Below are 22,878 nucleotides of genomic sequence, written 5' to 3' on the forward strand. Positions count from 1 at the left end.
ACCAGGTACATGATGCCGATCTGCTTGTGGTCTGTCGTGCGGAACAACCGCAGCAACAAGCCGCCGTTGACCCTGGGTCGCTTCGCAGGTTCGACTGCCACCGGACGGGGCGCCACAGTCGTCATGCAGACCTCCCTGACTTCCTACACCGGCCCGCGCCGAACGGCTGGACACGTTCCGACATCCCCAGGCTTCCCAGCCAGCGATAACGAGCCTGCATAGTAGCTATGGCGTAAGTTGCACCGTCGTGAGGCATCTTCATCACCGGGCGGACCCGCCGAAATCCTGAACCACCACCTCAAGGTCGTGTTCGCCTACCAGTTCGGGTTCCCGCAGTGACCGTCGGCATCCTCGGGCTCCACCTGCAGCGTCGCATGCTCGAGGTGGTACCGCTCGGCGAGCAACGCCTGCGCGTCCTGCAGGACGGCGGCCGGATCGGCCTCTCCGCTCGCGGTCAGATGGGCCGAGATGACCTCCATACCGGACGTGAGCGTCCACACATGGACGTCGTGGACGTCCTTCACCCCCGGCAACGCGCGGACGTCGTTTGTCAGCGACTCGACGTCGATCCGCTGGGGCGCATGCTGGAGCAGGATCCGCAGCGCCTGGCGGGCGAGCGAGAACGCCCGCGGCAACACGAACAACCCGATCGCGACGCCGATGACGGGGTCGGCGTAGCGCCAGCCGAAGATGAGAGTGACCAAACCGCTGACCAGCACGCCGACCGAGCCGAGCATGTCGGCCATGACCTCGAGGTAGGCGCCCCGCACGTTCAGGCTCTCCTGAGCGCCCGACCGCAGCAGGAGGAACGCTGCGACGTTCATCACCAGCCCGACCAGCGCGACGACAGTCACCGGCAGCCCCGGCACCTCGGGCGGTTCCGCGAGCCGGTCGACCGCCTCGTAGAGCACCCAGCCGGCGACCGCGAACAGCAGAAAGGCGTTGAACAGCGCCGCGAAAACCTCGGACCGGTACAGGCCGAACGTCCGATCCGGCCGCGTCCGGGCTCGGCGCGACACCAGGATCGCCGCGAGTGCCATGAAAATACCGAACACATCGGTGAAGACGTGGGCTGAGTCCGACAGAAGTGCCAGCGACGATGTGGTGAGGCCAACCACCACCTGAGTCACGAACGTCACCAACCCGAGTCCGGCGGCTACCGTCAGCCGCCGGACGTGCCTGCCCGACGCGCTGCCCGCGTAGGCAGCCGCCGATCCGTGGCCGTGGCCGTGGCCGTGGCCCTGTGCCATCGTTCACACCTTCCTTGCCGCGGTGTTGTTCGTGGGATTGGTGCGGAGGCGGCCGATGCCCGGCAGAAACCGGCCGACGCGCTCAGCGTAGGCGAGGTAGCCCTGGCCTTGAGTCGCCCGCAGATGAGCCTCTTCCACGAGCCTGACCTGCAAGTGCACGGCCAGAACGAGCATCACCAGGCCGACGAGCGCGACGAAGTTGGGAGCAAGGAGCACCAGCCCGGCGGCCGCGGTGATCATGGCGGTGAACACGGGATTGCGCACGAGCGCGAACGGTCCGCTGGTCACCAGTTCGGTCGCCTCCCCCGCTGCCACGCCGATGCGCCAAGACGACCCCATGGCATGCTGAGCAGCAAGGGTCAGCACGATACCCGCGAGGGCGAGCGCGCCACCGGCGATGGTGACCACCGGAGAGCGCGACCACGCCAGTGGTGCCACCGCGCCGGACAACTGCGCGGCCGGCGCGACGAGTCCCAGTACCAGCGCGAGCACGAACGAGATCCCTCCCCACCACTCCGCCGAACCCGGACGGCCACTCACGCCGTGAAAGCCCGTGGTGCCGGTTCGGCGGTGATGCAGGACCGCGCGCAACCCGAACGCCACCGCCAGGAACGCCACCATCGTCGCGAGGGCGATACCCCCGAGCGTCTTGTCGTCCACGTCAGCTCCCGTCAATACATGCATGAATTACTATGTATTTATATATCGGCTCTCGTGCCGACGCAAGCCGCCACGGGGCGAACCGCCCAACTGGGACGGGCCGCATGCGAGCACAGTGCCCCGCGCGGTACCCTGAAGGGCGTGCCTGGCACTGCGAGGCCTCGCCCGATCCCGCGAACGGCGTTCGCGCGGCTCGTCGCGGTGCTGGCGATCGTCGCTGGGGTCGCCTTGTTCCAGGACTCGTCGTGCACCACCGGCAACCCCGGTCCGTGTCTTCCTGCCGCGGACACCGTGGGTTCGATCGTCGTTCAGTCCTCCGTCACGGCTACCGTCGCCCCGGGGCTGGAGGAGGACGGGCGATCGGACGGGGTGGACGACGCTCTCGGTGCCTGCCTGATGGTCCTGATGGCCGTCCTCTTTGTCTTCACAAGGCTGCGCTCTTTCGGTGCGGCGCTGACTCGAGCCGTCCCCGCGCACCGAGCGCTACCCCGTACGGTTTCGTCCCGCGTCTCCAGTCTCGAACAGCTCTGCGTGCGCCGGACGTAAGCCGGTTCTGCGCTCGTCCTGACGCGCCTGGCACTGGCGCGCGGTGACCCGGCTATCGAACTTGCTCACGTTCCGACGAGCACTGGAGTTCTTCTGTGCGCGCATTTTTCCCCCGTAAGCGTCGTGCGCGGTCACGTACCGCGGTGGTTGCGGTGTTCGCCGCGCTGGCTGTGACCGGCTGCGGCACGGGCTCCGATGCTGTGGTCCCGGGAAGCACGTTCGAGTTCGTCGCGCCGGGCGGGCAGACGAGGATCTTCTACGATCCCCCGGAGCAGCGGGGCGAGCTGCCGGAGATATCCGGTGAGAGCCTTACCGAGCCGGGACGCCGGCTGAGCCTGTCCGACTACGCGGGGAAGGTCGTCGTCCTCAACATCTGGGGTTCGTGGTGCGGTCCATGCCGGGGCGAGGCAGACGATCTGGAGCGGGTGTTCGCCCGGACCCGCGACTCGGGCGTCCAGTTTCTCGGGGTGAACGTCCGCGACGAGATGCGTGGAGCCGCTGAGGACTTCGTGCGCAACCTCAATGTCGGGTACCCGTCGTTCTATGATCCGCCCGGCCGGACTCTGCTGGCGTTGCGGGGCTTTCCCCGCAACGTCGTGCCCTCCACGATCGTCCTGGATCGTCAGCATCGCGTGGCGGCGATCTTCCTGACCGCGCTCCTGGACACACACCTGCAGCCGGTCGTCGACCGGGTCGCGGTCGAGCCCTCCGTCCCGGGCGGTCTGCCGTGAACCTGACCGATCTCGCCATCTCGGGACCGCTCGTCCTCGCCACGCTCGTCGCGCTGGCCGCAGGCATCATCTCCTTCGCCTCACCGTGTTGTATCCCGCTGGTGCCCGGCTACCTGGCCTACCTCGCGGGACTGGTCGGCACGGACCCGGGCGACGTCGCCGACGCCGGCGCGGCTCGGCGGGACCGCTGGCGGGTGGCCGGTGCCGCGCTATTGTTCGTCCTCGGTTTCACCGTGATCTTCTGCGCAGCGGTGCTGACCGTGCTCGGCGTGTCCGACGCGCTGCTGACGAACCAGGACCTCCTGCAGCGCCTCGGCGGTGTCGTCACCATCGCGATGGGTTTGGCCTTCCTGGGGCTGATCCCCGCGCTGCAGCGGGAGTTCCGAATCCGGCATCGTCCACGACGCGGCATCTGGGGCGCTCCCGCACTCGGCGCGGTGTTCGGACTCGGCTGGACACCGTGCCTGGGTCCCACGCTCGCCGGTGTCATCGCTCTGGCCAGCGGTTCTCAGGCCGGTCCCGCGCTGTGGCGGGGCTTGCTGCTCGTGCTGGCTTACTGCCTCGGGCTCGGACTGCCCTTCGTGTTCCTGGCGCTGGGTGCCCGCTGGGCGGTCGGCACCGCCGGCTTCCTCCGACGCCACACCCGGGGCGTGCAGGTCATCGGCGGCGTTCTTCTGCTGACGGTCGGGTTGCTGCTCGTGACCGGGCTGTGGGGCTCGCTCGTGGCGGCTCTGCGTAGCCCGATAGCCGGATTCACCACCTTGCTCTGACATTCCTCGAAAGGTTCCCCCGTCATGACACGAAACACGAAGCTTTCACTGGTCGTAGTCGCCGTTGTCGCGGTGGTCGCCGGGATTCTCCTGGTAGTGAACGGCACCGGCCGCCAGGTTCCGTCCACAGAGGCCGTTTCGTCCGCCGACTCGCTGCCGACCGAGGCGCAATCGATGTTGGTGCGGCCGGACAGCCACCGCCTGACCTCCGCGGCGGACGGCAAGGTCACGGTCGTGGAGTTCCTGGACCTGGAGTGCGAGGCGTGCGGCGCTGCCTTCCCCGGCGTGGAGCAGTTGCGCGCCGAGTACGGTGACCGGGTCACGTTCGTGATGCGTTACTTCCCGATCCGCAGCCACCGCAACGCCGAACTGGCCGCGCGTGCCGTCGAGGCTGCGGGCAGGCAGGGCAAGCTCGAACCGATGTACCAGCTGATGTACATCAACCAACCCCAGTGGGGAGACCAGCAGGTGTCGCATCGGGACACCTTCCTCGGCTTCGCCCGCCAGCTCAGCCTGGACATTGCCCGGTTCGAGTCCGATCTAGACAGCCCCGAGGTCGCTGACCGGGTGCGCCGCGACCAGGCCGACGGCACCGCGCTGGGGGTGCGCGGCACACCGACCTTCTTCATCAACGGCTCGGTCTTCCAGGGCAGGCCCACCTACCAGGGCCTGAAGGCCGCGATCGACCAGGAGCTGGCCCGGTGACCACCGCCACGACTGAACCGACAGGCCGGCGCTCGGCGTTCACCACCAGGCTGCTGCCCTGGCTGCTGACCGTCGCGGGCCTGGTCGGGCTGGCCGCCTCCGTGACGTTGACCATCGAGAAGATCGCCTCGCTGCGAGACCCGGACTACGTGCCCTCCTGCAGCATCGACCCCGTCCTCAGCTGTGGCTCGATCATGCGCGCCGCGCAGGCCGAGGTGTTCGGATTTCCCAACCCGCTGCTGGGGATCGCCGGCTTCGCCGTGGTCGTGACGACTGGGGTCGTCCTCCTCGCCCGGGCGTCACTGCCCCAGTGGTACTGGCTCGGCCTGCAGGCCGGCACCACGCTCGGCGTCGTCTTCGTCCACTGGCTGATCTACCAGAGCCTGTACGAAATCGGCGCCCTGTGCCCGTACTGTATGGTCGTCTGGGCGGTCACGATCCCGATCTTCTGGTACACCACAGTGCACAACCTGGGACAGCGCCACCTGCGTGCACCCCGGGCGGCCGTGAACATGCTGGCTGCCTATCACGGCCTCATCATCACCGCGTGGTACCTGATCATCGGGATCGCCGTGCTCGCAGCGTTCTGGGACTACTGGATCACCCTGGTCTAACGAGCCGACCGGTGGCTGTCCTCGGTGTTGCGGAGACTGGCGAGAACCAGTACCGCAGCACTTACGGTGATGAAGACATCGGCGAGGTTGAAGGTGGGGAACCACCCGGTGTCCAGGTAGTCGGTCACGACACCGTCCACCGCCCGGTCAGCCAGGTTGCCGACCGCCCCGGCCAGCACCGCGGCCAGGGCGGTCCACCTCCGGAGACCGGAACCGATTCTGCAATTCGTTACCAAAGGGCCGGTCCGGCGATGGCGCAAGTCAGCGGCTCGTCAGCCACTCCGGCTCTGCCTGAGCTTGGTGAGCATCGCCCGATAGGCCATAGTTTCCTCGTCCTCCTCCCCCGTGGGGGCGCCGCGGAAGTCGACCAGCCGGTCGTACCGGTACCACTGGACCAGCAGCACGACCTGGGCGACCACCAGCCCGAGTTCACCGGCAACGAGCGAGATGATCCCCGCCAAACGCTGGTCGGCGAGCAGGTCGCTGAACCAGGGCAGGGTGAGCGTCCGGTAGTAGTTCTCCGCGATCACCGTCCGCATCGTCATCACGATGACGGCGAACACCGCGTGGAAGGGCATGACGGCGAACACCAGACCCAGTCGTCCCAGGTGGGGGAACCGCCGCGGCGACGGGTCAATGCCGACAACGATCCAATAGAACTGATAGCCCACCGCGAGCACGAAGACGTTCAGCGCCATCCGGGACCAGTGCTCGTCGATCACCCACCCGAACACCCCGGTGAAGTAGAGCAGGTAGTAGGAGGCGACGAACAGACCCGCGGCCACGGCCGGGTGGGACAGGGCCCGCACCATCCCCGAGTCGACCACCGCGACCAGCCACTCACGAGGGCCAGGTGCCCTTCCCGTTGCCGCGGCGGGAAGCACACGCAGTGCGAGCGTGAGCGGCCCACCGAGCACCAGCAGCAGCGGGGCCAGCATGCCGAGCACCATGTGTGAGCTCACGTGCTCACTGAACCCGGCAGGCGCATAGGCCCCGACCCCGGACGAGGTCGCGACGAACACCAGTCCGCACCCGGTGAGCCACGCGGTGGTCCGCCCGGGCGGCCAGCGCTCGCCTCGCCAGCGCAGCCGACGCGCCCCCAGGAGGTAGACCGCCGCGGCGACCAGCGCGGGCAGGCCGAGCACGAGGTCGAGCCGCCAGGTGGTGAGCAGGTTCAGCAGGTTCGGCGCACCTGGCAACGAGTAGCCGACGGCGATCTCGACGGGGCTGAGTTCCGGGCCGAAAACCGCGGGCGGAGATACCTGGACCATGCCCATCGTCACACCGAAGGTGACCAGGAAGACGGCGGTTTCAGTGGCGGCGAGACGCACCAGTCGGTGGGGCCGGTCTCGTACCGCCCGACTCCGAGCGACCACGCTAAGCGCTCCCACGGCGACCAGGGCCACGCCCTTGAGCAGCACCAGTCGTCCATAACCGGTCGTCACCAGCGCCGCCGGTGGTGTGAGAAGCAACGCGACGAAAATGCCTGAGGCAGCGATCAGGATCCAGCAACCAGTGGCGAACCGCTGGTAGCTGGCCACCGCGACCTCGACCTGCCCGGTGCCCCGCCGGAGGTGGAGGCTCAGCGCGACCAGCACCCCGAACCAGAGGCCGGCCACGACTACGTGGAACGCCATGCTGTTCATCGCGTAGTCGTGCGCCGCTCCGGAGGACGCATGGCCGCTGACGACTGGCGGCAGCAGCCCGAGCACCGCGAGAACCGCCAGCCCGAGCGCCGCGCGCCACCGCAGCGCGACCCGGCAACCCACCGCGACCACCAGCGCGACAAGCGCCGACGCCAACCAGGCGCGCGGTTCGTACAGCGCCATGAACAGGCCCGCGAAGTCGACGGGGCCAAGCACTTCGGAGACAGGGACGCCGATCGCGTCCGCCATGTCGAAGGGCATCATGAGCACAATGCCGCCAAACCACAGCCAGGCCGCCCAGCCGGCGACCCAGGTGGCCGCCCACCCGTCCGGTGACAACCGTCCGTTCGGCTCGGACGCCGTGAAGAACAAGGCGTACGCCAGGGAGCCCGCGGCCACCGCGCTGGCGACGTCGACGACGAAGCGCAGTACGTACGCGCAGACCTTCGTCACGGCGCCGGGATCGGAATACCCCAGCGCCCCATAGCCCCCGCCGCCGCTGCGCAGGACGAGGACGACGGCGAGCACAAGTCCCAGCAGCAGTCCAGCACCACTCACCAGGGCGATCCGACGACTCCCGTGGCGCCCGGTCATCGCCGGTGCCGTCGCGAAGCAGTCCGTTCCGAGTCACGCTGGGGGCCGAGCACCTCGGCGCGGCTGTCGTCGGCGTCCAGCAGCCACCACGGAGTCACGGTCTGGCTCTGGCCCTGCACCCGGTCGAGCTGCCGGTCCATCCTGCGTGCTTCCCGCTCGTCGGACCGGTACCACTGACGGATGAACGCGCCGACGAGCACGGCCGCGGACACGTCGCCGAATGCCCAGAGGATGGCGCCACCGATGTGCTGGTCGGTGAGCGGTGCGGGTCCCCAGTCACGGGCGAGCGTGAGGTAGAAGTCCCCGGCGAGCAACGTGTCCATCATCATGATCGGGATGCCGAGCAGGATGTGAATCGGGGCGAGGCCCACCACTAGCAGGAATCGGAACACGAAAGGCGGCCGGTGTGGCACCGGATCCACTCCCAGCAGGGACCAATAGAACAGGAACCCGGTCAGAACGAAGTGCACGTGGGTGAAGTCGTGGGTCCAGGTGTTGCGCAACGCACTCTCGTACAGCCCGGTGTAGTAGAAGACGAACTGGGTGGCGGCGAACAGGGTGAACGTGACTGCGGGGTGCGCGACGAACCGGGCCGGGCCACTGTGGATGACGACCAAGAGGACATTGCGCCACCGCTTCGGCAAGGTACGCAGCGCTAGTTGCATCGGCGCACCGAGCACGAGTGGCACCGGCGCGATCATCTGCAACAGCATGTGCTGGATCGCGGGCACCGAGAACAACACTCGATCGTACACACCCAGGGACGACGAGGTTCCCAGGAACACGATCGCGAGGCCGACGAACCAGTAGACGGTCCGATGACGCTCCCACCCGTCACCCCGCCGGCGCAGGGCGCGGACACCGTGCACGTACAGCGCGGCCGCCACCGCCGGTGGGACCAGCATCACCGGGTCCAAGGTCCAGCTCGTCAGCATCCGGACCGGCGTCAGCGGAAGCGGATCCGCCGGGGGCATCGACGCCAGCACAGAAGCGGTCACCATGTCACTGCACCACCTGGTCGGCGGACGACGGCACGGCCGCGGGCGAGAACTTGCGCAGCCGGAGGCTGTTGGACACCACGAACAAAGACGACACCGCCATCGCTGCTCCCGCTATCAACGGGTTGAGCAGACCCGCCGCCGCCAGTGGGAGCGCGGCGACGTTGTAACCAAAAGCCCAGAACAGATTGCCCCGAATGGTCCATAGCGCGGCCCGCGCGAGCCTGACGGCGTCCGGCACCACGGTCAGTTCGTCACGGACGAGGATGAGGTCCGCGGCGTCGATCGCGACGTCGGTCCCGGCCCCGATGGCCATGCCGAGGTCCGCGGTGACCAGCGCCGGCGCGTCGTTCACCCCATCCCCCACGACCGCCACGGTATGGCCCTCGGCCCGCAGCCTGGCGACCTCGCGAGCCTTGTCGCCGGGTAACACCCCGGCGACAACCTCCTGGATTCCGATCTCGGCTCCGACGGCCCTGGCAGTCTCCTCGTTGTCGCCGGTCAGCAGCACGGTGCGCAGCCCGAGCCGGTGGAGCTCGGCCACCGCGGGTGCGGCCGAGGGCTTCACCAGATCACTGACCGCAAGCAGCCCGATGACCTCGCTGTCCCTGCTGACGACGACCGTAGTGCGCCCCTGCCGCTCCCATGCGACGCGCGCGTTCTCGATCACGCGCGGAAGCCGGACACCACGTTCTGTGAACAGCGTCGCCCGCCCCACGACGATCTCGTGATCTAGAACCACACCATAAGCCCCGAGCCCAGGCTCCGCGCGGAAACCGCTGACCGACGGGAGCTCGCCGAGCTCGCTTCGGGCAGCCGAGGTGATAGCGGTGCCGATCGGGTGCTCGGAGGCGTCCTCGACCGCACCGGCCAGCTGGAGGACCTCCGCGCGGGAGGCCCCCTCGGTCGGCTGCACGTCGACCACGGACATCCGGCCCGTGGTGACGGTTCCGGTCTTGTCCAACACGACCGTGTCGATCGTGCGGGTGGACTCCATCGCCTGGTAGCCCTTGATGAAGACGCCGAGGCGAGCACCACGACCGGATGCCACCATCAATGCGGTCGGCGTAGCCAGTCCCAGCGCACACGGACATGCGATCACCAGCACGGCGAGCGCGGCGCTGAACGACCGCTCGACCGAGCCTCCGAAGGCCAGCCAGCCGACCAGCGTGAGGACCGAAAGCACGAGCACTGCGGGCACGAAGAAGGCGGAGATCCGGTCCACCAGCCGTTGCACCCGGGCATCCCCGTTCTGCGCTTGCGACACCAGACGCAACATCGCAGCAAGCTGGGTGTCCCGTCCAATTCGGGTGGCCTCGACGACGAGAGTCCCGTCGAGTGCCACGGTGCCCCCCACGACCTCGGTGTTCTCGCTCGCTTCGACGGGCACCGATTCACCGGTCATCGTGCTGGTATCGACAGCAGCCCGCCCTTCGACGACACGCCCGTCGGTGGCGATGGTGCCGCCCGGACGGACCAGGAAACGCTGCCCGACCCGAAGCTCCCCGATGGGCACGGATCGTCGCGCACCGTCAGCCAGGACGACCGTGACGTTCTTGGCCTGCAGCGCCGCCAGCTCCCGCAGAGCGCTGCCGGCGTTGCGGCGGGCCTTCGCCTCGAAGTACCGGCCGGCAAGCACGAACGCGGTCAGGCCCGCGGCCACCTCCAGATAGATCGCCCCCTCGGAGCGGAGCAGGAGCCACACGCCGGACACCGGCGACGGACGCTCGGCCTGAACGAACATCGCGTAGACCGACCATGCCGAAGAGGCGGTGATCCCGAGCGAAACCAGCGTATCCATCGAAGCGGCCCGGCGCCGCAGGTTCCGGGCAGCAGCGCGGTGGAACGGCCACGCCGCCCAGCCTATGACGGGCGCGGCGAGTCCGATAAGCAGCCACTGCCAGCCAGTGAAACGCCACTGGGGCAGCACGGTGAATGTGATCGACAGGTCGGCCAGCGGCACGAACAACACCACCGACAGAATCAAACGGCGCCAGAGGTCGCGAGCACGGCCGCTGTCGCCGTCATCGGTGTCACCCAGGCGAGCAGGCTCGACCAGTTCGGCATCGTAACCCGCCTGCACCACCGCGCGGACGAGCGACTCGTCCCCGACCGCCGGTGCGGCGGTGACCTGGGCTCGGCCCGTGGCGAAGTTGACCGTCGCCCGTACGCCGTCCAGCCGGTTCAACCGGTGCTCCACCCGAGCCGCGCAGGCAGCGCAGGTCATCCCCGACACCGACAGCTCGACCTCCCGCAAATCCGCGTCCGCGTCGGGCTGGCCGGGGGGTAGGGCGAGCCCAAGTCGCATCATCGCCAGACGCTCCGTTCCTTGCTCGCGCAGTTCAACGAATTCTCATAGTAGAACCGAGGAGGAGCCGTTGCGCTCGCAGGTGTCCGCCCCTCACAGAGCGCCAGGAGATTTCTACTATGTCACCCAGTAGAGGGGCTACGTCCGTGACAGAAGGGGGACTTCAGATGCTCATGGCGTCGCGGTGGTGATCGGCATCGCGGGCGTGTTCCTCGCCGCGTGCACCGGTTCTTCCACGAGCCCGGCCACCGACTCCGGGTCTCCCTCCCAGGCCGGCCCATCCGCAGCGGTCGAGGCGAAGCCCGCCGATGGCGCCAGGGACCTGGCGCCCGGTGATCCGGTCATGGTGTCCGCGAAGGGCTCGACGTTGCGGAACGTGAGCCTGATGGACGAGAAGGCAAGCCGGTGAGCGGTGAACTGAGCCCGTCAGGCGATACCTGGACCGCCACCGGAAAGCTGGTATACTCCATGCTGTACACCATGACCTGGACCGGCTCGAGTGGGGACGGTGCCACCGTGACCGGGACCAGCACCTTCATGACCGAAACCCCGAAGGCACTCGCCTACCCCTCCGTCATTCCGCTCGATGGCGAGACGACAGGAGTCGGCATCCCCAATCATCATCAAATTCTCCCAACCGGTGAAGGACCACGCGGCGGCCGAACGAGGGCTCAAGGTCGCCTCGGACAAGCCAGCCGAGGGCGCATGGCGGTGGTTCGGAGACGACGAAGTGCACTACCGCACGAAGGAGTATCGGCCCGCCTACAACAAGATCACCCTCGACATCGACCTCGGCGGTGTCACACTGGGCGACGGGATCTACGGCGAGACGGACCGGCGGATCAGTTTCCAGACCGGGCCCGCGATAATATCCAAGGCGTCCGACAAGGACAAGCAACTGCGGGCTTACAAGGACGGTCAACTCGTCCTGACCGCCCCGGTCAGTCCCGGCAAGCCCACGGCCAAGTGTGTCTCCGGGACGCTCCTGGTGATGACCGTGCAGTCGCCATACACGATGGACTCCTCCACCTATGGGGTTCCGGCGGACTCGCCCGGCGGGTACCGCACCACGGTGCAATATGCCCTGCGGTTGACCAATTCCGGCCAGTTCCTGCATTCGGCCCCCTTGTCCGTCGCCGATCAGGGCAGAACGAACGTCTCACACGGGTGCATCAACATGAGCACCGCGAATGCCAAGTGGTTCTACGAGAACTCACACCGAGGCGATGTCGTCGAAGTGAGCGACACCGGCGAACAGATCAAGCCCGGCGACGGCTGGACCGACTGGCGGTTCACCTGGGAACAGTGGCTACAGGGACGCTGACCCCGGCACTCGCTGCATTCGGTTCCACAACCCACCCCGGCTACCATGAGTGCGGCGCCGGCATGCTGGTTAAGCTTGGCGTGCGGCGGTCTCAGTCCCGCGGAGACGACACCGAAACCGTCTCCCTCTCCGCAAGCTACCGGCGCATAAACGGACAGGGGATCACACGTGGCGGTGGTAACCGACATCCTGGAATGGCTGCAGGCACTGCCGCAGCCGGCGTTGGTCGGCGCGACCGGCGCACTCGTGTTCGCCGAGTGCACCATCGGGCTCGGCTTCATCGCCCCCGGCGAGTCGGGACTGCTGGTCGCCGCGACCACCGCCAACACCGCGCCGCGGTTCCTGATCCTGTGGGCGGTGGTGGCGGTGTGCGCCATCCTCGGCGACTCGCTCGGCTACGCGATCGGGCGGAAGTTCGGGCCACGGCTGCGCGAGACCAAGCTGATCCAGAAGTACGGCACGGACGCCTGGGACAAGGCGACCGACGTGCTGCACCGCAGGGGCGCGTGGGCGGTGTTCTTCGCCCGGTTCCTGCCGGTGATCCGGACGCTGACGCCTGCCGCGGCGGGGACGTCGGGACTGGAGTTCCGGAAGTTCCTCCCCGCGGCGACCGCGGGCGCAATCAGCTGGTCCCTGCTGCACATCAGCCTAGGTGCCGCACTCGGTGAGGCGGCCAAGCGGATCGAGAGCTTGATCAGCACCGGCGGCCTGATCGTGGTCGGCGTGCTGGCCGCCGTCGCGGTCTTCTTCCTGCTGCGATGGAAGAAGAATGCGATGGGCAAGCTCGAACAGCGCACCATGGACCCGGATGCCGAGTGAGTCAGGGCACCGCGCGCTCGGATGCTCACCCTCAGGGCAGACCATCCCGAGTGAGGAGCCCGTCGACCTTGCAGACCTCGTCGGTCGCCACACCACGCAATGACAGCAGGCCATACCCTCCACGGCCGGAATTCCCACCTCAAACAGAAAGCGGCGCCGGGGACGCGGAGCAGTGAGGTAGCGGCCAAGGCAGGGGTGGACCCGCAGACGTTGCGGTACTACGAGCGCCGTGGCCTAAGCACCGAGCCGCCACGGGCGGACTAGGGCTACCGCGAGCGGTCTACCCGGCGGCGACGGTGCGATTCGTGAAACGGCGCAGGAACTGAACGCTAATCTCGATGAGATCCGGGAACTGCTACCCCTGACCGAGGGGTGCCGGAAGACTGCGACGCCGGAGGACAAGATCGCTGATCCAGCGCCTCTGCGGGTAGGCGTGGGTGGATCGCGGCGAGCGGGGCAGTTCAACAAAGCTGGATGTCGGCTGCTAACTCAGCAGGCAGGTCGTTCACGGCTGGCCGCTGCGCCAGGACGTGCCGAAGTTCAGTGAGCCGTGTGTGCCCTTGCGGGGCGATCCAGCTCCAGCACCGTGCAGGAGCACGTCACCGCCGCATGAGTCCAGGTAGTTCACGACGTCGAACAACATCGTCCCCGGATCCAGCGCTCGGGCGAACGCGCGACCCGACGGCTACGAACGCATCGGCGGCCGAGACTTTCAGATGATCAGTGTGCGCGATCCGGGTGGGGGTAGCGCGTCCGGGGATCTTGTCTGCTTCCGAGGCGAGTTCTATCGGTGCCTGACCCGACGGGCGGACGCGTTGTTTGAGTTGGCTGAGGCGTAGAGGTGTCGGCGGCCTTCGCGCCGCGCGGTGACGACGCCGACCAGGCGCAGCTTCGCCAGGTGCTGGCTGGCGGTGGCGATGCTGATGCCGACCCGCTTTGCGAGGGTGCCTACGTCGTAGGAGCCATGTGTGATCAGCCACACCAGATATAGCCGCGGCGGGCTGGACAGCAGCGCGAACGTTGCTGCGGCGGCCGCGATCTGAGGCGCCGATGGCTCCGCCGCGGCCCTGGTGATGGCCGCTTCTGTGGTGGCCCGGTGGGCAAAGTTCGGCATGGCGATCTCGAGTCTTCCGTAATCGGCGTCCCTTGTCACCGCTGGCGGAGCCCTTGGTCGGATCGTCTTTCTGTCGCGGGTCCACGCAGCACCCCAGACGTTAAAACTCAAGCTAGCTAGTTCCCTTCGGTACGCCTTAACCTTCCCTCCGGTTTCGTTGTGGTGTTGTGTGCCGAGGGACCGGTGCGGTCATTGCCGGAGTTGTCCCTACTCGCCGAGCATCGCCGTGGCCATGGCGGGCTGTATGCGGGCCTGGCCCACGGCCGGATCGACGTCGCTCGGCTGCGCGGTGCCATCCTGGCCGGGCCGCTGCCCAGAGCGGCCGACGGCCGGCTGGTGCTGGCGGTGGATATCACCTGCTGGTTCCGGCCCGAGGCGCACACCGCGCCAGAACGGGTCATGTGTCACGCCTACGGCCGCAACCGTAACCAGCATCTGGCGATTCCCGGCTGGCCCTACTCGGTCGTGGTCGCGCTGGAAACCGGCCGCAGCTCCTGGACCGCGCCCGTGGACATCCAACGCCTGGAACCCTGGGCCGACGCCGCCACGGTCACCGCCGACCAACTCCGCCGGGTCGTCACCGGGCTGATCAACCGCGGGCACTGGCAGCCCGGTGACCGCGAGATCCTGATCGTGGCCGACGCGGCTACGACGGGCCACGCTTGGCCTTCCAGTTGGCTGACCTGCCCGTGGCGGTGCTGGTGCAGATGCGGTCGGACCCGGCCCTGTCACGATTTCCGTGTAAGCCACGGATGATTTCTTGTCTTATTCTAGTGGAGTGGTATACGGTTGGGGAAGAGGGTGACGAGGGTATTGAGTGCTTGTTTCCAGCCCCATGTTCCTGTTCCCGATGGTCCGCCTCGATGGCTGGTGATGTTGCGGAGACCGAGGTAGAGAAGTTTTATCGCGGCGGTGTCGCTGTCGAAATGTCCGCTATTCTTGGTGAGTTTGCGTAGTTGGAAGTTGATGTTCTCGATCAGATTGGTGGTGTAGACGACGCGACGCAACTCGGCGGGATAGTCGAGAAATGGCGTGAAGTCATTCCAGGCGTGTCGCCATACCTGAATCGCGGCCGGGTATTGGGTGCCGAATTCTTTGTCGAAATTCTTCAGTGCGATCTCGGCGGCCTCGAGTGTGGGGGCGGTGTAGATCTCGCGCATACCCGCGGCCACCTTTTTTCGATCGCGGTAGGAGATGAAGCGCATGGCGTTGCGGATCACGTGCACCACGCAGGTCTGGATCCCGGTGTCGGGAAACACGCTGCGGATCGCGTCCGGCAGCCCGGTCAGCCCATCGCAGCAGGCGATCAGGATGTCCTTCACGCCACGGTTGCGCAGGTCGGTGACGACCTTGGCCCAGAACTTCGCCGCCTCGGTGTCCGCGATCCACAGCCCGAGGGCGTGTTTGCGGCCCTCCACGTCCACGCCGACGGCCAGGTAGCCGACCTTCGTGGTGACCACACCCTTGTCCTTGACCCGCAGCCGCAGCCCGTCCACATACAGGATCGGATACATCTCGTCCAAGGGTCGGGATTGCCACAGTGCGATCTCATCGGTGACCACCTCGGTCACGTTGGAAATCAGTTCCCGCGACGCGTTCACCCCATATACTTCGCGCAGATGGGATTCGATATCGCGAGTGGTCATGCCACGTGAATACAGTGACAGGATCACCTCGTCGATATTGCCGAGCCGACGGGCGCGTTTCGGAACGATCGCCGGCTCGAACGAGCCATTCCGGCCCCGCGGTACCGACACCTCAACCGGGCCGTTTGTCGTGGACACTGTTTTCGTCGACTTGCCGTTGCGCGAGTTACCACTCCCGTTACCGGCAGGGTCACCTTTCTCAACCGAGATGATGCGTCATCTCGGTTTCCAGCGACCGCTCCAGAACCGCCCTCGTCATACGATTCAGCAATTCCTGCGCACCCAGCGCCCCACCGTTGGCATACGCGTCTTTCACCAGCGCATCAAGTGCCTCCGGCGACAACGCGCCCGCGAGCGCCTTGCCTGCCGCGGAATCCCCAGCCTGAGCAGATGTGTCCTCGGTCACAGATGGAACCTTTCTGGATCGCGTCAGGCGATCCGATCTTGGTCCATCCGCGGCTTACACGGTTGTCATGACACGGCCGTCGGACCGGGTCCTGCGCCGCTCGACCCCGCCCCACACCCCGCACACGGTGGGCCGGCCGCGCCGCCACGGCAGCGAGTTCGCCTTCGGCGTTCCGGCCACCTGGGGCCAACCCGACGTCGCTATCGACGCCGACACCCGTCTCTACGGTCCCGCCATCGTCCGGGCCTGGAACCGGCTGCATCCCCGGCTGACACACCGCACCGCCTGGACCACACACGTCGGACCCCTGCCGATTCTGGAGGGCACCGTGGTTCGTTTGCAGGTGGACCGGTTACCGTCCGGAGCGATCCCGAAACCAGTGTGGTTATGGCATTCCCGCGTCGATCTGGACATCGGCGCGGTCGATCTGCTCTGGCAGGCGTTCCTGCGCAGATTCGATATCGAGCACACGTTCCGGCTGTTCAAACAGACGCTCGGCTGGACCCGCCCGAAGCTGCGCACACCAGAACAGGCCGACCGGTGGGGTTGGCTGGTCCTGGCCGCCTACACCCAACTCGGGTCTGCCCAGGCTTCGGTTGACTCCTGATCTGTGAGGCCGACGGCCTTGCTGGAAGGATGAGGATCGTGCCGAAGCCGTTCCCGAAGGAGTTCCGTCGTGACGTGATCGCGGTCGCCCGTCAGGGCGACCAGTCGGTCGCGCAGGTCGCGAGGAGTTTCGGAATCTCGGAGTCCTGCCTGTCGCGGTGGCTGAAGATCGCCGACCGCGAGGATGGTGTCAGCGCCGACCGCCCGAGTTCAGCCCCGCACGGGGACCTGGAGGTGGAGAACCGGGAGCTGCGCAGGCGCACGAAGCAGCTGGAGCAGGAGAACGAGATCCTGCGCCGCGCGACCGCCTACTTCGCGCGTGACGTGCTCCCAAAATGATGTACCCGCTGGTCCTCGACCTCGCCGGCGACGGCATCCCCGTCACGGTGACCTGCAGGGTGCTGGGCTTTTCCAAGCAGGCCTTCTACAAGTGGAAGGTCAAACCGGTCAGTGACCGCGACTACGACGACGCCCATCTCATCAACGCCGCAATCGACATCCACCACGATGACCCCGAGTTCGGCTACCGGTTCATCGCCGACGAACTCGCCGCCACGGGTTGGCGGGCCTCACGCAACCGCGTCGGCCGGTTGTGTTCCCAGCAGCGGTTGTGGTCAGTGCACGCCCGCAAACGAGGGCGCCACCGACGCCCCGGGCCACCCGTGCACGATGACCTCGTCCGTCGCGAGTTCACCGCCCAGCGGCCCGATCAGCTCTGGCTGACCGACATCACCGAACATCCCACCGGCGAGGGCAAGCTTTACCTCTGCGCGGTCAAAGACGCCTGCTCCACACGGATCGTCGGCTACTCCATCGATTTCCACATGACCTCCCACCTTGCCGTCGCCGCGCTACGCCACGCCGTGACGCTGCGCGAACCGGCCGGGACCGTGGTGCACTCCGACCGCGGCAGTCAGTTCCGCTCACACGTCTACCAGCGCGAGCTGCGCGCGGCCGGGCTGCGCGGATCAATGGGACGAGTCGGAACCTGCGCCGATAACGCCGCGATGGAATCCTTCTTCAGCCTCCTGCAAAAGAACGTGCTCAACCGCCGACGCTGGCCCACCCGAGCGCAACTACGCCTGGCCATCGTCACCTGGATCGAGACCACCTACCACCGCCGACGCCGCCAACACACCCTGGGGCGACTGACTCCGATCGAGTTCGAGACACTGCTCAACGCCGCTGACGCGGCCTGACCCACCCACAAAACCGGGGTCAACCGAACTCTGGGCAGTCCCCTCCGGCTGGCTCGCCGGCTGGCCGCGGATCTACGGCGCCCCTGGGAGAAACCCGCACCACCGGGCCGGCTCACTCCGGCCCGGGTTCGTCGCGGGTTTCGGCACCTACGCGCACACGCCGGCTCTCCCGCCAATGCACCAAAACCAACACGGGCCGACCCAGGACGGCCACCCGGCCGCCGCAACAACCGGCCAGCCATCCGCTATGACGTGCACGTCGTCACCTCAACGACATCCACGAAGACCAAGTCGAGCACGCCCCGACCACGCCGAACAGGTTAAAACTCAAGCTAGCCCGCCGCCGACACGCTGAGACCGCCGCCGGGTCTCCGGTGGCGGGGCCCGACGCTGTGGCGCCTGGTGGGCGAGACCTTCGGCCAGCTGCTGGTACCGACTGCCCGAGCCCATTCCGCGATGTCTCGGTCAGCGCGGTTGCTACCGGGAGGACCTGTTTCATGTTCGGCAAGCTGCTGCGGCCGCTGGCATTGTGTGTCGCGTTGACCATTCCAGCGTTGGTGCTGCGGTTATCGGTATGGCAGTGGTCGCGGCCTCGTTCGTGCTCGCCTGGGCGGCGGAGGCCGCGCAGGTCGACATTTCCGGAGGGCTGGCGATTGCGATCCTTGCCGTGATCGCGGTGCTGCCGGAATACGCGGTGGACCTGTACTTTGCCTACACCGCCGGGTCCAATCCGGACTCCGTGGCCTACGCCGCGGCGAACATGACCGGGTCAAACCGGTTGTTACTGGGCCTGGGCTGGTCGGTGGTCGTACTCGTCACCTTGGCGCTGGCCACGCGCCGTAGCGGCAAGACCGTGCGTGCACTGGTCCTGGAGCCCGGCTACCGGGTGGAGCTGGGCTTCCTGGCGATCGCCTCGGTGGTGGCGTTCCTGATCCCCGTCAGCGGCCAGATTCCTCTGCTGCTGGGGTTCGCGCTGCTCGGGTTCTTCGTGTTCTACCTGTGGAAGGTTTCCCGCGCCGAGTCCGGTGAACCGCATCTGGTCGGTCGACCATCGCGCAACTTCCGAAGCGGGGCCGCCGCGCCCTTGTGGTGGGGATGTTCGCCTTCGCCGCGCTGGTGATCGTGGACTGCGCCGAGCCCTTCGCACACGCTCTGATCGCGACCGGGACGCAGCTGGGGATCGACCAGTTCCTACTGGTGCAGTGGCTGGCGCCGCTGGCCTCGGAGGCGCCGGAGTTTATTGTGGCTATCCTGTTCGCGTTGCGCGGCAAGGGTGCCGACGCGATCGGCACCCTGATCTCCAGCAAGGTCAACCAGTGGACCCTGCTGGTGGGCAGTCTGCCGCTCGCGTACTTCGCCGGCGGCGGTACCGCAGCCTTGAGTCTGGATGGCCGGCAGGTCGAGGAGTTTCTGCTCACCGCCACTCAGACCTTGCTCGGGGTCGCCGCGTTGCTCGCGCTGCGGTTCCCGCGCTGGGCCGCCTGGACCCTGCTTGGGCTGTTCGCTGTCCAGTTCGCGGTGCCCGGTCATGCCGCCCGCTACGTCCTAGCCGGCATCTACGCAGTCCTCACCCTGGTGGCGCTGGTGAACAATCGCCGACACATCCTGCCGACACTGGCCGCCCCCTTCCGGCGCCGCGCGGAGCAGGAAGCGACCGGCACGTCCGACCAGGTGGCCACCACGCACCGTGGAGCCAGCGACGCCAGCCTGCTCGACGCTGCTCACGCTGTGTCCAGGAGGGTTGCACTCGCCCCGTACGGTTTCCGGAGCAGGAACGAGCAGGTTCGAGGAGGCGTGACATCCACAGCCCCAAGTCGGCCCGCGGCGGATGAACCGGTGGTTGGACCGCATCATCACCTCAGCGCACCGCAGCCTCGACTGCGCGGACGAGGTCGACCTCGGGGGTAGGGGCGTCGCGGCCGGCGCCGCAGATCGCGGCCGAGGAGAGGCTGCGCTGCCGCCCCAGCCGAAGCTGAGCGCGCGGTGGGTGGTCGACAGGCGCTCGCGCTCTCGGTCCGCCGTATCATGGCCCAGCGCGACAGCACCTGGCAAACACCGTTCTCCTCGAACGCCACAACAACGTCGGCTGACCAGACTTCCTCACAGACACCGAGCGCAAATAGGTTTTTTTCCACCTCGAGTCGACCAGGGACCCGAGCCTCCTTCCACAGTTCGCGAATTACACTTTTCCCCGTCGTTTCGTCGGTAATTCAAAATCCACAACCGGTCGCGACAAGTGAACGACGGAGCGCACTCCACCCTTGCCCCACCCGCATCGACGGGCGCATAGTGAGACGTTGCCAGCGCACGGAAATCAGGTGAGCCATGATGAAGCGCAAAATTCTCGCATTCGCCGCCGCCCTGTCGTTGTCGTTCGGACTGATGACCGGCGCCGCGTCCGCAACAATTCATCCGATTGTGGAGTCCGCCGATTGCGCCAACCCGACCGCAGACGCCCACCACCCGCTCGGCGACGTCGCCGATCCAATCGGTCAAACTCCGGGCGTCGGGTCGCACTCGGAACAAAGCACCTTCAGGGCGATACAGTCCGCGAACGAGAACGCGTTCTTCGGGCACAAGCTCGACGGCCAATGCGGGAAGGTCGGGCAATAGGACCGCATTACTTGACCCCAAGTCGGGGAACCCGAAACCCGTTTCAGGAGCCGTGCAGGTAACGGCCCGGGGAGGTGCCGACCGTCCGACGGAACGCGGCGATCAAGGCGCTCGCGTTCGCGTACCCGACAGTGTGCGCGACCTGGGAGACCGGGCGTCCTTCCGCGAGGAGCGGCAGGGCCGCCCGCAGCCGCATGTGGGTGCGCCACCGGTCGAAGCTCATCTCCGTGTCGCGAACAAACAGCCGGGACAGGGTTCGCCGGCTCACCCCGACGGCGCGCGCGTGGGCCTCGAGGCTCCGCGAGTCAGCCGGATCGGCGAGCAGGGCGTCGGCCACGGCGCGGACGCGTTCGTCCACCGTAAGCGGGACATCGATCGGCAAGGCCGGCAGGGGGTGCAGCAGGTCGAGCACCACACCTTCGGCCCGCAGCCGTGCGTCATCGGAGAGGCCGTCACGGGCCAGGTAGGCGAACAGGTGCGCCAGCAGACCGTCGACGCCAACCGCGGTGGGCTCCGTCCAATTGAGAGCGCATCGCGCGGGGTCCAGGTAGAGGCTGCACAGCGTCGCGTCCCGGGTGGCGCCAGTGCGATGAACAACACCGGCCGGCAACCACAGCGCACGCGTGGGCGGCAGGACCCAGTACGAGTCGCCGACGGCCACGCTGAGCACGCCACTCCGCGTCCAGGCCAATTGGTGATGCGTGTGGCTGTGGGGTGCGATCCACTCCCCTGACGCCAACGGGAACTGCCCGACGACGATCACTCCCGCACCTGCTGGAACGGTGGTGTCACCGGCCTCGATCACGCGATCCATGCGTCTGTCCTCAACTCGACATCCTCTGGCCTCGTCGCTGATTGTGGCCGGGCGGCGTCAACCATAGCTTCGGAATGGTGCTGATCAACCCGTTGCCGACCGCCGCTTCGCCCATACCGCACTCAGCGACAGGACCGCGGTCATGACACCGCCCGCGCGGAACCGCCGCGGGGCCGCGTGGGCCGTGCTGTGTTTCGTCCAGTTCATGGTGGTGCTGGACGACAACGTGGTGAGCGTCGCGCTCCCCAGCATTCGCGGCGACCTCGGGTTCACCACGACAGGACTGGCCTGGGTCGTCAACGCGTACTTCCTGACCTTCGGCGGATTGCTGCTGCTGGCCGGCCGCACTGCCGACCTGCTGGGCAGGCGGCGCGTCTTCCTCGCCGGAGTGGCACTGTTCGGTACGGCCAGTCTCGCCTGTGGCCTTGCCCAACAGCCCTGGCAGCTCGTGGCCGGGCGGTTCACCCAGGGCGCCGGTGCGGCGCTGGCCAGCCCAGCGGCGTTGTCCATGATCACCCTGTTGTTCCCCGGCGCCGGAGAACGCACCAGAGCACTGGCGATCTGGGGCGGCATCGCTGCACTGGGCGGCACCACGGGCCTGATGGTCCCGGGCGTGCTGACCGGCCTCGCCTCCTGGCGGTGGATCTTTCTGATCAATCTGCCGGTGGCGGCGCTGGCTCTCGTACTGCTTCCTCGCCTCATCCCCGAGAGCCGGGCAGGCCGACGGGCACCTCTGGACGTACCGGGCGCACTTCTCGGCACCGCCGCGGTCATCACCCTGGTCTACGGCCTGCTGCAGGTCGGGGAATCGTCCTGGGCCGAGCTGACCGTCATCGCCCCATTGGTCGTGGGCACGGTCCTGGCTGCCGGCTTCCTGCTGGTGGAGTCTCGCACAGCAGAACCTCTCGTGCCGGGGGCCTTGCTGGCCGATCGGACCCGCGCGGTCGCCAACGGCGCCACCCTGGTCTTCTCGGCAGCCTTCTACGCGATGGCCTTCCTGCTGATGATCCACCTACAGACCGTGCTCGGATACGACCCGCTCCAAGCTGGTGTTGCCTACCTCCCCTACGGCGCGGGCATCCTGCTGGGGATGCGGATCGCCACGCGCGCCGTGACCACATTGGGAGTGCGGTGGGCGCTGGTCCTGTCGTTCCTGATCAGTTCAGGCGGACTGCTGCTGCTGTCCGGCGTGGCAGCGCATGATTCGTATGCATCCGGCGTCCTGCCCGGGATGCTCGTCACGAGTCTGGGGTGCGGGCTGAGCCTGCCGGTGTTGACGGCGGCCGCGGTCACGCGCACCACCGCAGAGAATGCCGGCCTCGGGTCGGCCCTGTTCAGCTCCGTGCAACAGGTCGGCGGCGCGCTGGGGGTGGCGGTTCTGGTGGCGGTGGCCGAGCGACAGGACGGCTTCTCATCCGCGCTCACCGTCGCCGCGGCCATCCTGGCACTCGGCGCAGTGCTCATCGCTGCGCTGCTGCGGACCGAAGCACCAGGTGTGGCATGAACTCCATCGCC

At 67.3% G+C, this 22,878-nt stretch carries 23 protein-coding genes and 2 pseudogenes; 16 read left to right on the forward strand and 9 right to left on the reverse strand.

Annotation, left to right across the window (positions count from 1 at the left end):
* Positions 1 to 314: 314 nt before the first annotated feature.
* Positions 315 to 1,250 (reverse strand): cation diffusion facilitator family transporter, encoded by a 936-nt coding sequence (locus tag L2C96_RS35835; RefSeq protein ID WP_237339345.1) that lies wholly within the window; start codon positions 1,248 to 1,250, stop codon positions 315 to 317.
* Between the two features lie 3 nt (positions 1,251 to 1,253).
* Positions 1,254 to 1,910 carry a methyltransferase family protein gene (locus L2C96_RS35840; protein ID WP_237339346.1) on the reverse strand — a complete coding sequence of 219 codons (657 nt, stop codon included), beginning with the start codon at positions 1,908 to 1,910 and terminating at the stop codon, positions 1,254 to 1,256.
* 698 nt (positions 1,911 to 2,608) lie between these two features.
* Here L2C96_RS35840 and L2C96_RS35845 point away from each other — a divergent pair.
* Genes L2C96_RS35845 through L2C96_RS35860 form a run of 4 tightly spaced genes read left to right on the forward strand, consistent with a single transcriptional unit; the run spans position 2,609 to position 5,276 of the window.
* Positions 2,609 to 3,187, forward strand: coding sequence for a TlpA disulfide reductase family protein (locus L2C96_RS35845; RefSeq protein ID WP_237339347.1), 579 nt, complete (start codon positions 2,609 to 2,611; stop codon positions 3,185 to 3,187).
* Complete coding sequence (locus L2C96_RS35850; RefSeq protein ID WP_237339348.1) at positions 3,184 to 3,957, forward strand: cytochrome c biogenesis CcdA family protein; 774 nt, start codon at positions 3,184 to 3,186, stop codon at positions 3,955 to 3,957. Before L2C96_RS35845 ends, L2C96_RS35850 begins: the two co-directional genes overlap by 4 nt.
* Positions 3,958 to 3,981: 24 nt before the next feature.
* The gene (locus tag L2C96_RS35855) at positions 3,982 to 4,662 is read left to right on the forward strand and encodes a DsbA family protein (protein ID WP_237339349.1); all 681 of its coding nucleotides are present in this window, start codon (positions 3,982 to 3,984) and stop codon (positions 4,660 to 4,662) included.
* On the forward strand, positions 4,659 to 5,276 hold the full coding sequence (locus L2C96_RS35860) for a vitamin K epoxide reductase family protein (protein WP_237339350.1): 618 nt from the start codon (positions 4,659 to 4,661) through the stop codon (positions 5,274 to 5,276). Before L2C96_RS35855 ends, L2C96_RS35860 begins: the two co-directional genes overlap by 4 nt.
* Here L2C96_RS35860 and L2C96_RS44835 read toward each other — a convergent pair.
* The 4 genes from L2C96_RS44835 to L2C96_RS35880 all read right to left on the reverse strand — a co-directional run bounded on the left by L2C96_RS44835 (position 5,273) and on the right by L2C96_RS35880 (position 10,822).
* The gene (locus L2C96_RS44835; RefSeq protein ID WP_308191215.1) at positions 5,273 to 5,536 is read right to left on the reverse strand and encodes a signal peptidase II; all 264 of its coding nucleotides are present in this window, start codon (positions 5,534 to 5,536) and stop codon (positions 5,273 to 5,275) included. The genes L2C96_RS35860 and L2C96_RS44835 overlap by 4 nt on opposite strands.
* A gap of 12 nt (positions 5,537 to 5,548) precedes the next feature.
* Complete coding sequence (locus L2C96_RS35870) at positions 5,549 to 7,450, reverse strand: bifunctional copper resistance protein CopD/cytochrome c oxidase assembly protein (protein ID WP_237339351.1); 1,902 nt, start codon at positions 7,448 to 7,450, stop codon at positions 5,549 to 5,551.
* 62 nt (positions 7,451 to 7,512) lie between these two features.
* The gene (locus tag L2C96_RS35875; RefSeq protein WP_237339352.1) at positions 7,513 to 8,517 is read right to left on the reverse strand and encodes a cytochrome c oxidase assembly protein; all 1,005 of its coding nucleotides are present in this window, start codon (positions 8,515 to 8,517) and stop codon (positions 7,513 to 7,515) included.
* 1 nt (position 8,518) lies between these two features.
* The gene (locus tag L2C96_RS35880; protein WP_237339391.1) at positions 8,519 to 10,822 is read right to left on the reverse strand and encodes a heavy metal translocating P-type ATPase; all 2,304 of its coding nucleotides are present in this window, start codon (positions 10,820 to 10,822) and stop codon (positions 8,519 to 8,521) included.
* 184 nt (positions 10,823 to 11,006) lie between these two features.
* Between L2C96_RS35880 and L2C96_RS35885 the strand changes: the two genes are divergently transcribed.
* The 5 genes and pseudogenes from L2C96_RS35885 to L2C96_RS45430 all read left to right on the forward strand — a co-directional run bounded on the left by L2C96_RS35885 (position 11,007) and on the right by L2C96_RS45430 (position 13,229).
* Positions 11,007 to 11,231, forward strand: a complete 225-nt coding sequence (locus L2C96_RS35885) for a hypothetical protein (protein ID WP_237339353.1) — start codon at positions 11,007 to 11,009, stop codon at positions 11,229 to 11,231.
* Positions 11,228 to 11,368, forward strand: a pseudogene (locus L2C96_RS44840) (Ig-like domain-containing protein); the annotation flags it as partial. The gene L2C96_RS35885 and the pseudogene L2C96_RS44840, both read left to right, overlap by 4 nt.
* A gap of 40 nt (positions 11,369 to 11,408) precedes the next feature.
* Positions 11,409 to 12,146, forward strand: a complete 738-nt coding sequence (locus L2C96_RS44845) for a L,D-transpeptidase (RefSeq protein ID WP_272883735.1) — start codon at positions 11,409 to 11,411, stop codon at positions 12,144 to 12,146.
* Positions 12,147 to 12,314: 168 nt separating this feature from the next.
* Positions 12,315 to 12,965 (forward strand): DedA family protein, encoded by a 651-nt coding sequence (locus tag L2C96_RS35900; protein WP_237339354.1) that lies wholly within the window; start codon positions 12,315 to 12,317, stop codon positions 12,963 to 12,965.
* A 99-nt stretch (positions 12,966 to 13,064) separates the two neighbouring features.
* Positions 13,065 to 13,229: a MerR family DNA-binding transcriptional regulator gene (locus L2C96_RS45430; RefSeq protein WP_372491304.1), complete on the forward strand. Its 165-nt coding sequence runs from the start codon at positions 13,065 to 13,067 to the stop codon at positions 13,227 to 13,229.
* A 520-nt stretch (positions 13,230 to 13,749) separates the two neighbouring features.
* On the opposite strand, the gene L2C96_RS35905 is transcribed toward L2C96_RS45430, so the two are convergent.
* Entirely contained in the window at positions 13,750 to 14,118 is a 369-nt protein-coding gene (locus tag L2C96_RS35905; RefSeq protein WP_237339355.1) for an ArsR/SmtB family transcription factor, read from the reverse strand.
* Positions 14,119 to 14,271: 153 nt separating this feature from the next.
* Here L2C96_RS35905 and L2C96_RS35910 point away from each other — a divergent pair, with 153 nt between their 5' ends.
* Positions 14,272 to 14,835, forward strand: a complete 564-nt coding sequence (locus L2C96_RS35910) for a transposase (protein WP_237339356.1) — start codon at positions 14,272 to 14,274, stop codon at positions 14,833 to 14,835.
* A 14-nt stretch (positions 14,836 to 14,849) separates the two neighbouring features.
* On the opposite strand, the pseudogene L2C96_RS35915 reads toward L2C96_RS35910, so the two are convergent.
* Positions 14,850 to 16,131: pseudogene (locus L2C96_RS35915) on the reverse strand (IS256 family transposase).
* A 67-nt stretch (positions 16,132 to 16,198) separates the two neighbouring features.
* Between L2C96_RS35915 and L2C96_RS35920 the strand changes: the two are divergent.
* The 5 genes from L2C96_RS35920 to L2C96_RS35940 all read left to right on the forward strand — a co-directional run bounded on the left by L2C96_RS35920 (position 16,199) and on the right by L2C96_RS35940 (position 20,549).
* The gene (locus L2C96_RS35920) at positions 16,199 to 16,738 is read left to right on the forward strand and encodes a transposase (RefSeq protein WP_237339357.1); all 540 of its coding nucleotides are present in this window, start codon (positions 16,199 to 16,201) and stop codon (positions 16,736 to 16,738) included.
* A gap of 38 nt (positions 16,739 to 16,776) precedes the next feature.
* Positions 16,777 to 17,936 (forward strand): IS3 family transposase gene (locus tag L2C96_RS35925; protein WP_237339358.1). Its coding sequence is split into 2 segments (ribosomal slippage): positions 16,777 to 17,065 and positions 17,065 to 17,936, totalling 1,161 coding nucleotides; the frame shifts between segments, so codons are not numbered across the junction.
* 574 nt (positions 17,937 to 18,510) lie between these two features.
* Complete coding sequence (locus tag L2C96_RS35930; RefSeq protein WP_237339359.1) at positions 18,511 to 19,056, forward strand: calcium:cation antiporter family protein; 546 nt, start codon at positions 18,511 to 18,513, stop codon at positions 19,054 to 19,056.
* A complete protein-coding gene (locus L2C96_RS35935) occupies positions 19,032 to 19,844 on the forward strand; it encodes a sodium/calcium exchanger protein (protein ID WP_237339360.1) in 813 nt (270 codons plus the stop codon). The genes L2C96_RS35930 and L2C96_RS35935 overlap by 25 nt, the downstream gene beginning before the upstream one ends.
* A 417-nt stretch (positions 19,845 to 20,261) precedes the next feature.
* Positions 20,262 to 20,549: a hypothetical protein gene (locus L2C96_RS35940; protein ID WP_237339361.1), complete on the forward strand. Its 288-nt coding sequence runs from the start codon at positions 20,262 to 20,264 to the stop codon at positions 20,547 to 20,549.
* Positions 20,550 to 20,592: 43 nt separating this feature from the next.
* On the opposite strand, the gene L2C96_RS35945 is transcribed toward L2C96_RS35940, so the two are convergent.
* Entirely contained in the window at positions 20,593 to 21,363 is a 771-nt protein-coding gene (locus L2C96_RS35945; protein ID WP_237339362.1) for an AraC family transcriptional regulator, read from the reverse strand.
* Between the two features lie 142 nt (positions 21,364 to 21,505).
* Between L2C96_RS35945 and L2C96_RS35950 the strand changes: the two genes are divergently transcribed.
* Positions 21,506 to 22,867 (forward strand): MFS transporter, encoded by a 1,362-nt coding sequence (locus tag L2C96_RS35950; protein ID WP_272883737.1) that lies wholly within the window; start codon positions 21,506 to 21,508, stop codon positions 22,865 to 22,867.
* The last annotated feature ends 11 nt before the right edge of the window (positions 22,868 to 22,878 follow it).

The sequence above is a fragment of the Amycolatopsis tucumanensis genome, from assembly GCF_021654135.1.
In the GTDB taxonomy this organism is placed as follows: Bacteria; Actinomycetota; Actinomycetes; order Mycobacteriales; family Pseudonocardiaceae; genus Amycolatopsis_E; species Amycolatopsis_E tucumanensis.